The organism is Xanthobacter aminoxidans (genome assembly GCF_023571765.1).
Taxonomy (GTDB): domain Bacteria; phylum Pseudomonadota; class Alphaproteobacteria; order Rhizobiales; family Xanthobacteraceae; genus Xanthobacter; species Xanthobacter aminoxidans.
Genome location: NZ_JAMJXC010000001.1, coordinates 105,050 through 118,273, shown reverse-complemented (window position 1 = coordinate 118,273; position 13,224 = coordinate 105,050). Strand labels below are relative to the sequence as shown.

The following is a 13,224-nucleotide window of genomic DNA, read 5'->3' as shown; positions in this document are numbered from 1 at the left end:
GCGGCATGGTCAACCTCTCCGATCTCTTCGCCCGCAACGGCACCCTGTGCCGCCCCTGGCCGCGCGTGAGCGTGAACGAGGCGGAATGGACCGGCCTCTGCACGGAGCTGGCCGCCGGCCGGCTCACGCTCTCGGCCCTGTTCGGGGATAGGATTCAAGGTGACTTGGGCGCCGTCCACATGGCGCTGCTGGAGGAGGCCACCGGCCGCCTCGCTCTCGCGAGCCTCCCCTGCCCCACCGGCGCTTTCCCTTCCGTGGCGCGGCACCATCCCCCCGCCGCCCGGCTGGAGCGGACCATCCGCGATCTCTTCGGCCTGACGCCCGTGGGCGCGCCCGATCTGCGCCCGTGGCTGGACCATGCCCGCTGGGGCGTGCGCGCGCCGCTCGGCGCCGCCACGCCCGATGCGGGGGCGGGCGAGGCCTATCCGGTGCTGCCGGTGGAGGGCGAGGGACTGCACCAGATCCCGGTCGGCCCGGTCCATGCCGGCATCATCGAGCCCGGCCATTTCCGCTTCTCCGCCTATGGCGAGACGGTGGTGCGGCTGGAGGAACGCCTCGGCTACGTCCACAAGGGCATGGAATCCCTCATGGCCGGCCGCGCGCCGGAGGAGGCCGCCCGCATCGCCGGGCGCCATTCGGGCGATGCCACGGTGGCCTATGCGCTTGCCTTCTGCCGCGCCGTGGAAGCCGCGCGCGGCGTCGCGGTGCCGGAGCGCGCCCATGCCTTGCGCGGCCTGATGGCGGAGCTGGAACGCCTCGCCAACCATCTCGGCGACATCGGCGCCATCTGCAACGATGCCGCCTTCGCCATCATGCTGGCCCATTGCGGCGTGCTGCGCGAGCGCGTGCTGCGCGCCTCCGCCCGTGCCTTCGGCCACCGGCTGATGATGGACCGCGTGGTGCCCGGCGGCGTGGCGCAGGACATCACGGCGGAGGCCATTGCGGGCATGAAGGCGCTGGTGGCCGAGGTGCGCCGTGCCTTCCCCGCCCTGGTCCGCCTCTATGACGAGACCGCCTCGCTTCAGGACCGCACGGTGAGCACCGGCTTCACCAAGCCGGACTATGTGCGCCAGTTCGGCGCCGGCGGGTTCGTCGGCCGCGCCTCGGGCCGCGGCTTCGATGCGCGCCGCGCTCTGCCCTATCCGCCCTACGACCGGCTGCCGTTCGAGGTGCCGGTGCGCTCGGATGGGGACGTGAACGCCCGCGTGTGGGTGCGCATCCGCGAGGTGGAGGAAAGCCTCGGCCTCATCATCCGCCTGCTCGACACGCTGCCCAAGGGCGACATAACAGTGCCCGTGCCGGCGGGCGGCGGCGAGGGGGTAGCGCTGGTGGAGAGTTTCCGGGGCGATGTCTTCGCCTTCGTGGCGCTGGAGAGCGACGGGCGCGTGCGCCGGGCGCATCTGCGCGATCCCTCGTGGTTCCAGTGGCCGCTCTTGGAGACGGCTATCGAGGGCAACATCGTCGCCGACTTCCCCCTCTGCAACAAATCCTTCAACTGCTCCTATTCGGGGGTGGACCTGTGATGCGGAAGCTCCTGCTTCAGGGCCTCCTGAAGGCCCCGCTCACCGAAAAAGGCCCGGACGACGCGGCGGTGGAGGCCCTTGCGCGCGAGCTGGACGCCGCCGCCCGCGCCCGGCTCGGCCGCAGCCTCTCCATCCGCGAGGTGGATGCGGGCTCCTGCAACGGCTGCGAGCTGGAAATCCACGCGCTGGGCAACGCCTTCTACGATCTCGACCGCTTCGGCATCCGCTTCGTCGCCTCGCCCCGCCATGCGGACGTGCTCTTGGTGACGGGCCCCGTGGCGAAGAACATGGCCGAGGCGCTGAAGCGCACCTATGACGCCACGCCCGGCCCGAAATGGGTGGTGGCGGCCGGCGACTGCGCCATCAATGGCGGCGTCTTCGCGGGCAGCTATGCGGTGACGGACGGCGCTGCCGCCATCATCCCGGTGGATCTGAAAATCCCCGGCTGCCCGCCGACGCCGGTGGACCTACTGACGGGGCTGCTGGCGCTGCTCAAGGCGGGGAAGGGGTGACCGAGCGCAGGCGCCATGCACAGCGGCGGGACATCATGTTACATATCCTCTAGACGGTTTATGCAGAATATGTAACATACTCCCTATCGCAAGTTAGGGGAACGGCTCATGATGCCCGTAGTCAGGATCAACGATGCTACATTTTCCGACCTAAGCACTCTCAAGACATGGTTCGGCACCAAGACTCCCAGCGAGACCATTGATCGCCTCGTGCGCGAAATGATGGAGCAACTCGGCATGGAGCGGGAACCGGCCGAAGGACGGACGACATCGAACGATGCTCCACCTCAACTTAGCAGCACGCCGGGGCTTACTTTCACGAAGCCATTGGCGGCGTCGATCAATGGCAACGAACTGCATCGACCAACATGGTCTGCAATCCTAATTGCAACAATCTCACAAGTAAGAAAGAAAGGCGTTGACGGCGAACGGCTGGTCCAAGAACTAGGGATTCCGGCGAAGGCACGGCCATACGACAAGGAGGGATTTAAGTTCCTTCCCGAGCTCGGCATCTCCGTGCAGGGTCAGGCTGCTCCTGAATGCTGGAAAGAAGTAGATCGCCTTGCCAAAAAGTGGCGCATCCCCGTTTCTGTCGAGTTTCAGTGGCGCGACAATCCAAAAGCGCAACACCCTGGTCAGCGGGGTGTGTTGCACTCCGGTAATGCGTGAGACTTTTCTGATCGAAATCGGCGCACTGAGTCCTAGCCCCAACCACCGACGCCGCAGACCCGGGGGAAACGGGTCTGCGGTCGAAGCGCATGGCTGTCGGCCCTCCGTGTTTTTTCTTTACTCACGCACACAAAGGAAAAGCCGGGGATGGCCGCTTTTTGAGGCCACCGCGCGCGCCGATGGGACGGTGAAACAAACGCGCGCGGGGCCACGGCCACCCCCGGTGAAGCCCCGGGAGGGGGCAGTCGGTTCGCCGATCAGAAGAAGCCGAGCTTCTTGGGCGAATAGCTGACCAGCAGGTTCTTGGTCTGCTGGTAGTGATCGAGCATCATCTTGTGGGTCTCGCGGCCGATGCCGGACTGCTTGTAGCCGCCGAAGGCCGCGTGGGCCGGGTAGGCGTGGTAGCAGTTGGTCCACACGCGGCCCGCCTCGATCTCCCGGCCGACGCGGTAGGCGCGCGAACCGTCGCGGGTCCACACGCCGGCACCGAGGCCGAAGAGGGTGTCGTTGGCGATGTACAGCGCCTCTTCCTCGTCCTTGAAGGTGGTGACGGAGACCACCGGGCCGAAGATCTCTTCCTGGAAGATGCGCATGTTGTTGGTGCCGAGGAAGACGGTGGGCTTCACGTAGAAGCCGTCCGCAAGATCGCCGTCGAGCATGTTGCGCTCGCCGCCGGCCAGCACCTGGGCCCCCTCGGCCTTGCCGATGTCGATGTAGGACAGGATCTTGTGCATCTGCTCGGACGACGCCTGCGCGCCGAGCATGGTCGCGGGATCGAGGGGCGAGCCCTGCTTGATGGCGGCGACGCGGGCGAGCGCCTTCTCCATGAACCTGTCGAACATGCTCTCCTGAACCAGCGCGCGGCTGGGGCAGGTGCAGACCTCGCCCTGGTTGAGGGCGAACATGACGAAGCCCTCCACCGCCTTGTCGAGGAAGTCGTCGTCGTGGGCCGCTACGTCCTCGAAGAAGATGTTGGGCGACTTGCCGCCCAGCTCCAGCGTCACCGGAATGAGGTTCTGGCTGGCATAGCCCATGATGAGGCGGCCGGTGCCGGTCTCGCCGGTGAAGGCGATCTTGGCGATGCGGGTGGAGGCGGCGAGCGGCTTGCCGGCCTCGAGGCCGAAGCCGTTGACGATGTTGAGCACGCCCGGCGGCAGCAGGTCGCCGATGAGTTCGGCCACCAGAAGGATGCTGGCGGGGGTCTGCTCGGCCGGCTTCAGCACCACGCAATTGCCGGCCGCCAGCGCGGGCGCCAGCTTCCACACCGCCATCAGGATGGGGAAGTTCCACGGGATGATCTGTCCGACCACGCCGAGGGGCTCGTGATAATGATAGGCGACGGTGTCGTGGTCGATCTCGGAGAGCGCGCCTTCCTGCGCCCGCACGCAGGCGGCGAAATAGCGGAAATGGTCGATGGCCAAGGGGATGTCGGCGGCCATGGTCTCGCGGATCGGCTTGCCGTTGTCCCAGGTCTCGGCGCGGGCGATCAGCTCGAGATTGGCCTCCATGCGGTCGGCGATCTTGTTGAGCACCAGGGCGCGGTCGGCGGCGGAGGTGCGACCCCAGGCCTTCTTGGCGGCGTGGGCGGCGTCCAGCGCGCGCTCGATGTCATGCTCGTCGGAGCGGGCGACCTCGCAGATCACCTTGCCGGTGATGGGGGAGGTATTCTCGAAATAGCGGCCGTTCACCGGCTCGACGAAGGCGCCGCCGATGAAGTTGCCATAGCGGGCCTTGAAGGGCGAGGTGTGAGTGCTCGACAGAAAGGCTGGGCTGTTCATTGTTTCCTCCCATTGGTGGTGCAGGAGGATTTGCAGCGGCCGTGCCAGTTCTCGAACGTGCACTGCACGCCTTTATTTGCAGTGCGGGAAGATGCTGCGAAAACTTGATTTTGTCCGCGTCAGGAGGACCTACGCAGAACCCCGACTTTACGGCCGGCGAATAGTCGTGCGAGACTGTCGCGCATAAGAACAAGGTGTCGCGACACCTGTCGCAAAATGCGACAGTCGCCGCGGGAAACGTCGCGCTAGGGAAGCGAAACGAGCCGAGGGACGAATGCCTGCGCCATTTCCGCCCCTCTCGCCGGTGCCGCCACCGGACGAGCTGCTCACCGCCCGCCGCCGGTTCTTTTCCGGCGCGCCCGGGGCGGAGCAGGCGCTCGCCCTTCCCATCATCCGCTCCTGGACCCGCTGCGCCGAGCGCGGCCTGCCCGTGGGCGGCCGGCTGAAGGCCGAGCCGCTGACGCAGGGCGAACTCTCCGTCCGCCGCGAGCGGTATGAGGCGCTCCGCCGCCGCTGCCGGCCGGAGCTGGAGGCGCTGCACCTCAGCGCCAGCGCCGCGGGCGGCATCGTCATCCTCACCGATCCCACCGGCCTCGTGCTCGACACCGTGGGCAGCGCCGATTTCGCCGATCGCGCGGCGCAGGTGGCCCTGCGGCCGGGCGTGAGCTGGAGCGAGGCGGACAGCGGTACCAACGCCATCGGCACAGCGCTGATCGAGCGGCGCGGCATCGAGGTGCGCGGTGCCGAGCATTATGCCGAGCCGCACGGCATCCTCACCTGCGCCGCCGCGCCCATCCACGATCCGTTCGGCGAGCTGGTGGGCCTGCTCGACCTCTCCGGCCCCTCCGCCGTGCCGCACCTGCATGCGCTGGCGCTGGTGGAGCTGGCCGTGGGGCAGGTGGAGCACCGCCTGTTCGAAGGCGCCTTCCCCGGCCGGGACGTGGTGCGCTTCCACGCCGATCCCTCCTTCCTCGGCACCGCGCGCGAGGGCGTGCTGGTGTTCGAGGACCATCGCCTCGTGGCCGCCAACCGCCCCGGCCTCGCACTGCTGGGCCTCGGCTGGGATGCCCTGGGCGCGCGGCGCTTCTCCGAACTGTTCGAGGGCAGCCTCGGCCGCCCCGGCGACGCCCGCCGCGCCCGCACGCCCAACGGCGCCGTCATGCTGCGGCTGGAGCGGCAGTCGCCGACCCCGGTGCGGGCCGCCCCGGCGCCCGTCGCCGCGCCGGCACCCGCCGTAGCCCCCGCCGGCCCCAGCTTCGATGCGGAGACCGAGCAGGCGCTGGGCCGGGCCATCCGCCTGATGAATGCGGGCGTGCCGGTGCTCATCCAGGGCGAGACCGGTTCCGGCAAGGAGGTGTTCGCCCGCCAGATCCATGCCCGCGGCCCGCGCGCGGCCGGCACTTTCGCGGCGGTGAACTGCGCCGCCCTGCCGGAAGGGCTGATTGAATCCGAGCTGTTCGGCTATGAGGACGGCGCCTTCACCGGCGCCCGCCGCGCCGGCTTCAAGGGCCTGTTCCGCGAGGCGGACGGCGGCGTGCTGTTCCTCGACGAGATCGGCGACATGCCCCTCGGCCTCCAGAGCCGCCTGTTGCGCGTGCTGCAGGAGCGGGAGGTGACCCCGCTGGGCGGCGGCAAGGCGGTGAAGGTGGATTTCGCCCTCGTCTGCGCCTCCCACCGCGACCTGAAAATGCTGGTGGAGCACGGCAGCTTCCGCGCCGATCTCTATTTCCGCATCGCCCAATACACCGTCACGCTGCCGCCTTTGCGCAGCCTCGCGGACCGGGAAGCGCTGGTGGAGCGCCTGTGGCGCGAGATGGCCGGCCCCGGCCCGGATGCGCCGCGTCTCTCGCCGGACTGCCGCGAGGTGCTGGCACGCCATACCTGGCCGGGCAATTTCCGCCAGCTCACCGGCGTGCTCAAGGTGCTGCTCGCCCTCGCCGAGCCGGGCGAAACGGTGGGGCCGGAAGCGCTCCCCGCCGACGTGCGGACAACCGATCTGCGCGCAACCGATCTGCGCAGTCCCGCGCAGCCCCCCGCCGCATCGATGCTCCCGGCCTCTCAGGCGGCCGATCCTGCGCCCGGCCTGTCCGGCGATCTCGGCAGCGTCACCCGCGCCGCCATGGATGCCGCCCTGAAGGACTGCGACGGCAACATCTCCCGCGCCGCCCGCCGCCTCGGCATCCACCGCTCCACCCTCCACCGCCACCTCGCCTCCCGCGGGCATTGAAGGGCGCGGGCGGGAGCCCGGCTGCGGAGGGAGACGACGCACGCCCTCTCATTCCGTCATCGCCCGCCTTGTGCGGGCGATCCACCGCGCGGCAAGAGGGGTGCCCCATCGGCGCGAACCGGACAAAAGGCGGAGTGGATCCCCCGGACGAGCCGGGGGATGACGGCGAAAAGCCCGGAAGCCGCGCGATGGCGGGTGGCGCCATCGCCCGCGTCAGGACGCCCTTCACACCCCCGCCAGATGGTGCAGCACGATCCCCGAGGTGGTGGCGACGTTCAGGCTGTCGAAGCCCTCCGCCATGGGGATGGCCACCGTGCGCACCCGCGCCATCACGTCCGCCGGAAGGCCCGGCCCCTCGGTGCCGAACAATGCGGCGACGCGCGGCGGGCGATCGAGACGGGAGAGGGTTTCCTGCCCGGACGGGGACAGCGCCACCGCCTCGAACCCCCGCTCGGAAAGCTGTTCGATGAGCACGCCGGCATCCCGCACCCGCGCGAACTGCACCACGAGGCTCGCCCCCACGGAGACGCGGATCGCCTTGCGGTAGAGCGGATCGCACGAGGCCTCATCGAGGATCACCGCATCGGCGCCGAAGGCCGCCGCATTGCGGAAGATGCCGCCCATATTGTCGTGATTGGTGAGGCCAAGGGCCGCCACCACCAGCGCCCGTGGCCCCAGCCCATCCAGCAGCGCGCCCACGTCCGGCAGCGGCCGCGCCGTGCCCAGCGCGAGGATGCCGCGATGGATGTGAAAGCCGACGATGGCGTCCATCATCGGCTGCGGCGCCACGTAAACGGGCAGGTCGTCCGGCAACGCCGCGATGAGATCGGACAGCCGCTCCGCCTGCGCCTGCGACAGCAGCACGGAGGAGAGGCGATGGCCGCCGCGCGTGCCCAGCCGGCCGGCGAGCAGGCGCAGCACCACCTCTCCCTCGGCCATGAAGCCGCCCTGCCGCCCCACCAGATCGCGCTCGCGCACGGCGCGGAAGCCGGCGATGCGGGGATCGTCGGCCTCGGATATCGGAACGATCATAGGGGCCGGCGCTTCACCGGCACGGGGGCGCAGGTGCTGGCGCGCACCACCAGCTCGGGCGTCATCTCCGCCCGCTCCACCGGCCGGCCGGGATCAGCGATGCGCTTCAGGGCCAAGGTTGCGGCGGCGCGGCCGTATTCGGGAATGAAGGTGTGCACCGTGGTCAGCGGCGGGTACCACACCCGCGCCTCCTCGATGTCGTCATAGCCGACAAGGGAGAAATCGCGGCCCGCGAGAAGACCGGCCGCCTGCAGCTCCATCAGCGCGCCGAAGGCGGAGAGGTCGTTGAAGCACACGGCGGCGGTGGGCGGCTCGTCCAGCGCGAGCAGGCGCGCCATGGCCTTGCGGCCTTCCGCGCGCAGGCCCGGACCTTCCATCACCAGCGTCGGATCGAAGGGAATGCCGGCCGCGGCAAGGCCCGCCTTGTATCCCGCGAAGCGCTTGCGGCCGGTGGAGATGGCGCCGAAGCCGCCGATCATGCCGATGCGCCGGTGCCCCAGCGCCACGAGGTGGGCGACGCCGAGCGCGACGCCGGTCACGTCGTCGGACCCCGCGAAGTCGAAGCCGGAGCCCTCGATCTCGCGCGTCACCTGCACCACGGCGATGCCGGTGGAGGCGAGCGCCTTCAGATCCTCCACCCGCGAATGGGCGGCGGGGGAGACGAGGAAGGCGTCGGGCCGGTATTCCGCCAGCGTGCCCAGCGTGCGGGTCTGGCGCGCCACATCCTCCTGGCTGACGCCCAGCAGCACGGTCTTGCCGGCCTCGGAGAGGGCATCCTCCACCGCCGCCAGAAGCTCGGTGAAGGAGGGGTTCACGATGTCATGCAGGCCGAGGGCGACGATGTTGGTGCGCGCCGTGCGCAGGGCCGCGGCGCCGCGGTTCGCCACATAGCCGCGCGCCCGCGCCGCCTCCTGCACCTTGAGGCGCGTCGCCTCGGCGACCATGGGGCTGTCGCGCAGGGCCAGAGAGATGGTGGCCGTGGACAGCCCCAGCTCCCGGGCGAGGCCCTGCAGCGTCACCTTGCCGATGGGCGCACCGGCGGGAGATGCACCGGGGTGAGCGGCACCCGGCGGAGGAGGATTCGTCTCGTCCATGGGCCATCCCTATAGCGGATCTGTCGCGTCTCGCGCCGTCCTTTCGGTCATGCTAAACGATTTAGCGACAACAGCAACGACAGCTGCGACGATACGAATCGGGAGGATGCCATGGCGGGTACGCGGGTTGGTTTCATCGGGGTCGGCCTCATGGGGCACGGCATGGCGAAGAACATCCTCGCCAAGGGCTTTCCCCTCGCCGTCATGGGCCACCGCAACCGCGCGCCGGTGGAGGATCTGGTCTCCCGCGGCGCCACCGAGGTGAAGACCCCCGCAGAGATGGCGGCCGAGTGCGACGTGATCGTGCTCTGCGTCACCGGTGCGCCGCAGGTGGATGAGGTGCTCAACGGCGAGAACGGCATCCTGAAGACCGCCAAGGCCGGCCTCCACATCATCGACACCTCCACCTCCGAGCCGACGCTGACCATGGCGCTGGCGGCGAAGCTGGCGCAGGACGGCATCTTCCTGTGCGACGCGCCGCTGGGCGGCACGCCCATCCAGGCAGAGGAAGGCGCCCTTTCCGCCATGGTGGGGGCGGACGACGCGGCGTTCGCGGTGATCGAGCCGGTGGTGGCGGCCTTCGCCAGCCGCATCGTGCGGGTGGGCGCGCCGGGCGCGGGCCACACCATGAAGCTGCTCAACAACTTCCTGTCGCTGGGCTACGGCGCCATCTATGCCGAGGCGCTGGCCATCGCCGGCAAGGTGGGCGTCACGGCGGAGGTGTTCGACAGCGTCATCCGCGGCTCGCGCATGGATTGCGGCTTCTACCAGACCTTCATGGGCTACGTGCTGGACGCGAACGTGAACGCCCACCGCTTCACCATCACCAACGCCCACAAGGACATGCGCTACGTCACCAACCTGGCCACCAACACCGGCGCTTCCGCCTTCATCAGCGCCACGGTGAAGAACCTCTATGCGGCGGCCGAGGGCCTCGGCAATGGCGGCAAGAACGTGCCGCAGATCACCGACGTGCTGGCGCAGATGAACGGCCTGCCCACCGTGATCGAGCTGAAGGCGGCGGCCGAGTAGCGTTACCGCAATTTACCGTCGCCCCGCCCCGGATTCACACTTCCGACACCGCCGCGCGCCAGCCTTCTCCGGCACGGCGTGCGGCGCAATGGCTCACGGGCAAGGCGGAACCTTCCGGCCCCGAAAGCATTTGCCGCCATATCGCGCCCCCTGCCGGGGGAGCGCCGGCAGGCAACGGGATCGGGAGGCTGCCAGACGTGTCGCAGACCGGGCAACGATTGGTGAGCATCGATTTCTGGCGGGGCTTCGCCCTGCTGACGATCTTCATCAACCATATTCCCGGCCACGTCTTCGGCGGCTTCACCTATCGCAATTTCGGCTTCTCGGACGCGGCCGAGCTGTTCGTCTTCCTCGCCGGCATCTCCGCCGCCTTCGCCTATCTGCGGCCCTTCTCCGCCGGCGAGCGCGTGCGGACCACCGCGCGGGTGTGGATGCGCGCCTTCACCCTCTATGCCGCCCATCTGGTGCTGGTGGTGATGTCCGTGGTGGTGGTGGGCGGCTTCGTGGTGCTCACCGGCGACGAGCGCATGCTCGAATGGATGCACCTCGACATCATCCCGCAATATCCGCTGGAATCCCTCGTGGGCATCGGGCTGCTCACCTACCAGCCGGGCTATCTCAACATCCTGCCGCTTTATGTGGGCCTCCTGCTGATGGCGCCGATCCTGCTGCTGCTGGCGCGGCGCAGCCTTGGCCTTGCCCTTGCGGCCTCGCTCACGCTCTATCTCGTCACCCAGTTCGCCGACCTCGCCTTGCCGGTGTGGCCGGGGGCGGGGGGCTGGTTCTTCAATCCGCTTGCGTGGCAGCTGCTCTTCACCTGCGGCCTCGTGACCGGCGCGCTGATGGATCGCGGCCTGCGTTCGGCCGCCCACCGCGTGCTGGACGTCGCCGCGCCGCTCTATCTGCTGGTGGCGCTGGTGTGGGCGGTCAACGGCTATCCGGTGACGCCCGACCTCTCCCCCGTGCCGCCCTTCCTGTGGGATTTCGACAAGACCAACCTCGCCCTGCCGCGCCTGCTGCATGTGCTGGCGCTGGCCTATTGCGTGTCGCGTTTGCCGCTGGAAGCGTGGCTGAAGAAGAGCCAGTCCGCGGCACCGCTCATCCTCATGGGCCGGCATGCGCTGCCGGTGTTCAGCCTCGGCACCGTGCTCAGCCTCGGCGCGCAGGTGGTGCGCCCCCTCGCCGATGGCGCGCTGGCCGTGGATTTGCTAATCGTTGCCGCAGGTTTCTCGCTCCAGTGGTCCCTCGCATGGGCACTCGAATGGCAGCGCCGCGATCGCGCCCCGGTGCGGCAGGCGGCGCCGGTCCCGGCTTCACCGGCCGTGGCGCTCGCGCCCGGGCCGTGAGGCGCGCGGGCGGCGTTTTTCTCGCCGTCTGGCTCCTGCTGTGCCCGCTCGCGGCCGGGGCCACGATCTCCAGCGCCTGCCGGGTGCCCGACATCTTCCTCGCCTTCGACAGCGATCTCGTCCGCACCGAGCGGCTGGTGGATCGCTCGGCCCCCGTGCGCATCCTGATGATCGGCCCCCAGCCCGACCGTCAGGCGCTGTCGGACAAGAAGCGCAGCCGCCTCGAGACGGAGCTGAGCAACCGCCTGCCCAACATCACCTTCACCATCATCGACGAGGGCGCGACGCAGGGCCTCGCGCGGGATGATTTCGGCCGCATCCGCTCCGCCGTGGAACGGGTGGCGCCGGACCTCATCATCTGGCAGGTGGGCACCGCCGATGCCCTCGCCGCCACCGATCCCGAGAGCTTCGCCCACACGCTGGAGCAGGCGGCCGACTGGCTGCGCGGACGCAACATCGACCTCGTGCTCATCGACCCGCCCTTCGTGCCGGGCGTGGACCACGAGCACCTCTACGGCCGCATCGTGAAGCAGATCGACGCGGTGTCGGACCGGGAGCGCATGAACGTGGTGCAGCAATACGGCGCCACGAGCTATCTCCAGTCCTCCGCCCGCTCCCCCGCCGAAGGCCGCGCCTGCATGGCGGAACTCGTCGCCGAGGCCATCGTGAAGGCCGTGACGAGATAGGTGCCGCAAGGTTTTCCCTTCACCCGCCCTTAACCCATTGCCGCCATTCTCACGATCGTGAGTAAGCGTTGCGTAGGGTTGCGTCATGCGTAGTGTGGCCAAGGGGGCGGCCGGGCGGACGGCGCGTCAATGTCGTCCGGAGTATCCCGCAATCGCCCCCTTGGCGGCCCCACCGGCCGCACCAAGGAAGGCGGCTTCTTCGGGAGCGGCTCCTGCGGGAGCGGTTTCGGACCGTGCTCTCCCCCTCAATGAAATTCTGATCGGCGACACCATCGCCCGCATGGCGGCCCTGCCCGCCGGATCGGTCGATCTCGTCTTTGCCGATCCGCCCTACAACCTCCAGCTCGGTGGCGAGCTGAAGAGGCCGGACGAAAGCCGCGTGGACGCGGTGGACGACCATTGGGACCAGTTCGAGAGCTTCGCGGCCTATGATGCCTTCACCCGCGCCTGGCTCTTGGCCGCGCGGCGAGCTCTGAAGCCCAACGGCACGCTCTTCGTCATCGGCTCCTATCACAACATCTTCCGCGTCGGCGCGCTGATGCAGGATCTGGGCTTCTGGATCCTCAACGACATCATCTGGCGCAAGGCGAACCCCATGCCCAACTTCCGGGGCCGGCGCTTCACAAATGCGCACGAGACCCTGATCTGGGCCGCCCGCAGCGCCGATTCGAAATACACCTTCAATTACGAGGCGCTCAAAGCCGGCAACGAGGATGTTCAGGTGCGCTCCGACTGGCTCTTCCCGCTCTGCACCGGGCAGGAACGGCTGAAGGACGAGAAGGGCCGCAAGCTCCATCCCACCCAGAAGCCCGAGGCGCTGCTCGCCCGCGTGCTGCTGTCCTCCACCAAGCCCGGCGACGTGGTGCTCGATCCCTTCTTCGGCTCCGGCACGACGGGCGCGGTGGCCAAGCGCCTGCGCCGGTCCTTCATCGGCATCGAGCGCGAAGAGACCTATGCCGATGCGGCGCGCGCCCGCATCGACGCCGTGGAGCCCCTGTCGGAAGAGGCGCTGGTCGCCCCGCCGAGCGCGCGGGAAGCGCCGCGTGTCGCCTTCTCGGCGCTGGTGGAGCGCGGCCTCGTCACCCCTGGCGCCGAACTCACCGACGCCAAGGGCCGCTTCCGCGCCGTGGTGCGGGCGGATGGCACGATTTCCCTCGCCGACAGCCCGAACGTGGGTTCCATCCACCGCGTCGGCGCCCTCGCCCAGGGGGCGGAGGCCTGCAACGGCTGGACGTTCTGGCACGTGGAAGAGGCGGGCCGCCGCCACCCCATCGACATCCTGCGCGCCCGCCTGCGGGCCGAGATGGGCATCGCCGCCGAATAGC

Annotated in this window: 11 protein-coding genes; 8 read left to right on the top strand and 3 right to left on the bottom strand. The window is 69.1% G+C overall.

The genetic code is table 11. The features are described 5' to 3' along the window. The first annotated feature begins 5 nt into the window (after nucleotides 1-5). From EJ105_RS00500 to EJ105_RS00490, 3 genes are all read left to right on the top strand, one after another. Complete coding sequence (locus EJ105_RS00500; protein WP_250164900.1) at nucleotides 6-1,523, top strand: hydrogenase large subunit; 1,518 nt, start codon at nucleotides 6-8, stop codon at nucleotides 1,521-1,523. Further along, nucleotides 1,523-2,035 carry an NADH-quinone oxidoreductase subunit B family protein gene (locus EJ105_RS00495; RefSeq protein ID WP_250164899.1) on the top strand — a complete coding sequence of 171 codons (513 nt, stop codon included), beginning with the start codon at nucleotides 1,523-1,525 and terminating at the stop codon, nucleotides 2,033-2,035. Before EJ105_RS00500 ends, EJ105_RS00495 begins: the two co-directional genes overlap by 1 nt. A gap of 108 nt (nucleotides 2,036-2,143) precedes the next feature. Next, nucleotides 2,144-2,704: a T4SS efffector SepA family protein gene (locus EJ105_RS00490; RefSeq protein WP_250164898.1), complete on the top strand. Its 561-nt coding sequence runs from the start codon at nucleotides 2,144-2,146 to the stop codon at nucleotides 2,702-2,704. Nucleotides 2,705-2,961: 257 nt separating this feature from the next. Here the strand turns inward: EJ105_RS00490 and adh are convergent, their stop codons facing one another. Beyond that, nucleotides 2,962-4,482, bottom strand: coding sequence for an aldehyde dehydrogenase (adh, locus tag EJ105_RS00485; protein ID WP_250164897.1), 1,521 nt, complete (start codon nucleotides 4,480-4,482; stop codon nucleotides 2,962-2,964). Nucleotides 4,483-4,756: 274 nt separating this feature from the next. Here adh and EJ105_RS00480 point away from each other — a divergent pair, with 274 nt between their 5' ends. Next, nucleotides 4,757-6,709 carry a sigma-54-dependent Fis family transcriptional regulator gene (locus EJ105_RS00480; RefSeq protein WP_250164896.1) on the top strand — a complete coding sequence of 651 codons (1,953 nt, stop codon included), beginning with the start codon at nucleotides 4,757-4,759 and terminating at the stop codon, nucleotides 6,707-6,709. A gap of 225 nt (nucleotides 6,710-6,934) precedes the next feature. Here EJ105_RS00480 and EJ105_RS00475 read toward each other — a convergent pair whose 3' ends face one another. Both EJ105_RS00475 and EJ105_RS00470 read right to left on the bottom strand, forming a co-directional pair. Further along, nucleotides 6,935-7,741, bottom strand: a complete 807-nt coding sequence (locus tag EJ105_RS00475) for a TrmH family RNA methyltransferase (protein WP_250164895.1) — start codon at nucleotides 7,739-7,741, stop codon at nucleotides 6,935-6,937. Beyond that, entirely contained in the window at nucleotides 7,738-8,835 is a 1,098-nt protein-coding gene (locus EJ105_RS00470; protein ID WP_250164894.1) for a LacI family DNA-binding transcriptional regulator, read from the bottom strand. The genes EJ105_RS00475 and EJ105_RS00470 overlap by 4 nt, the downstream gene beginning before the upstream one ends. 18 nt (nucleotides 8,836-8,853) lie before the next feature. On the opposite strand from EJ105_RS00470, the gene EJ105_RS00465 reads away from it, so the two are divergent. The 4 genes from EJ105_RS00465 to EJ105_RS00450 all read left to right on the top strand — a co-directional run bounded on the left by EJ105_RS00465 (nucleotide 8,854) and on the right by EJ105_RS00450 (nucleotide 13,223). Further along, nucleotides 8,854-9,867 carry an NAD(P)-dependent oxidoreductase gene (locus EJ105_RS00465; protein ID WP_347881296.1) on the top strand — a complete coding sequence of 338 codons (1,014 nt, stop codon included), beginning with the start codon at nucleotides 8,854-8,856 and terminating at the stop codon, nucleotides 9,865-9,867. A 221-nt stretch (nucleotides 9,868-10,088) separates the two neighbouring features. Further along, nucleotides 10,089-11,213, top strand: a complete 1,125-nt coding sequence (locus EJ105_RS00460) for an OpgC family protein (RefSeq protein WP_250164892.1) — start codon at nucleotides 10,089-10,091, stop codon at nucleotides 11,211-11,213. Next, nucleotides 11,210-11,899: an SGNH/GDSL hydrolase family protein gene (locus EJ105_RS00455; RefSeq protein WP_250164891.1), complete on the top strand. Its 690-nt coding sequence runs from the start codon at nucleotides 11,210-11,212 to the stop codon at nucleotides 11,897-11,899. Before EJ105_RS00460 ends, EJ105_RS00455 begins: the two co-directional genes overlap by 4 nt. 85 nt (nucleotides 11,900-11,984) lie before the next feature. After that, nucleotides 11,985-13,223, top strand: coding sequence for a site-specific DNA-methyltransferase (locus tag EJ105_RS00450; RefSeq protein WP_374251636.1), 1,239 nt, complete (start codon nucleotides 11,985-11,987; stop codon nucleotides 13,221-13,223). The last annotated feature ends 1 nt before the right edge of the window (nucleotide 13,224 follow it).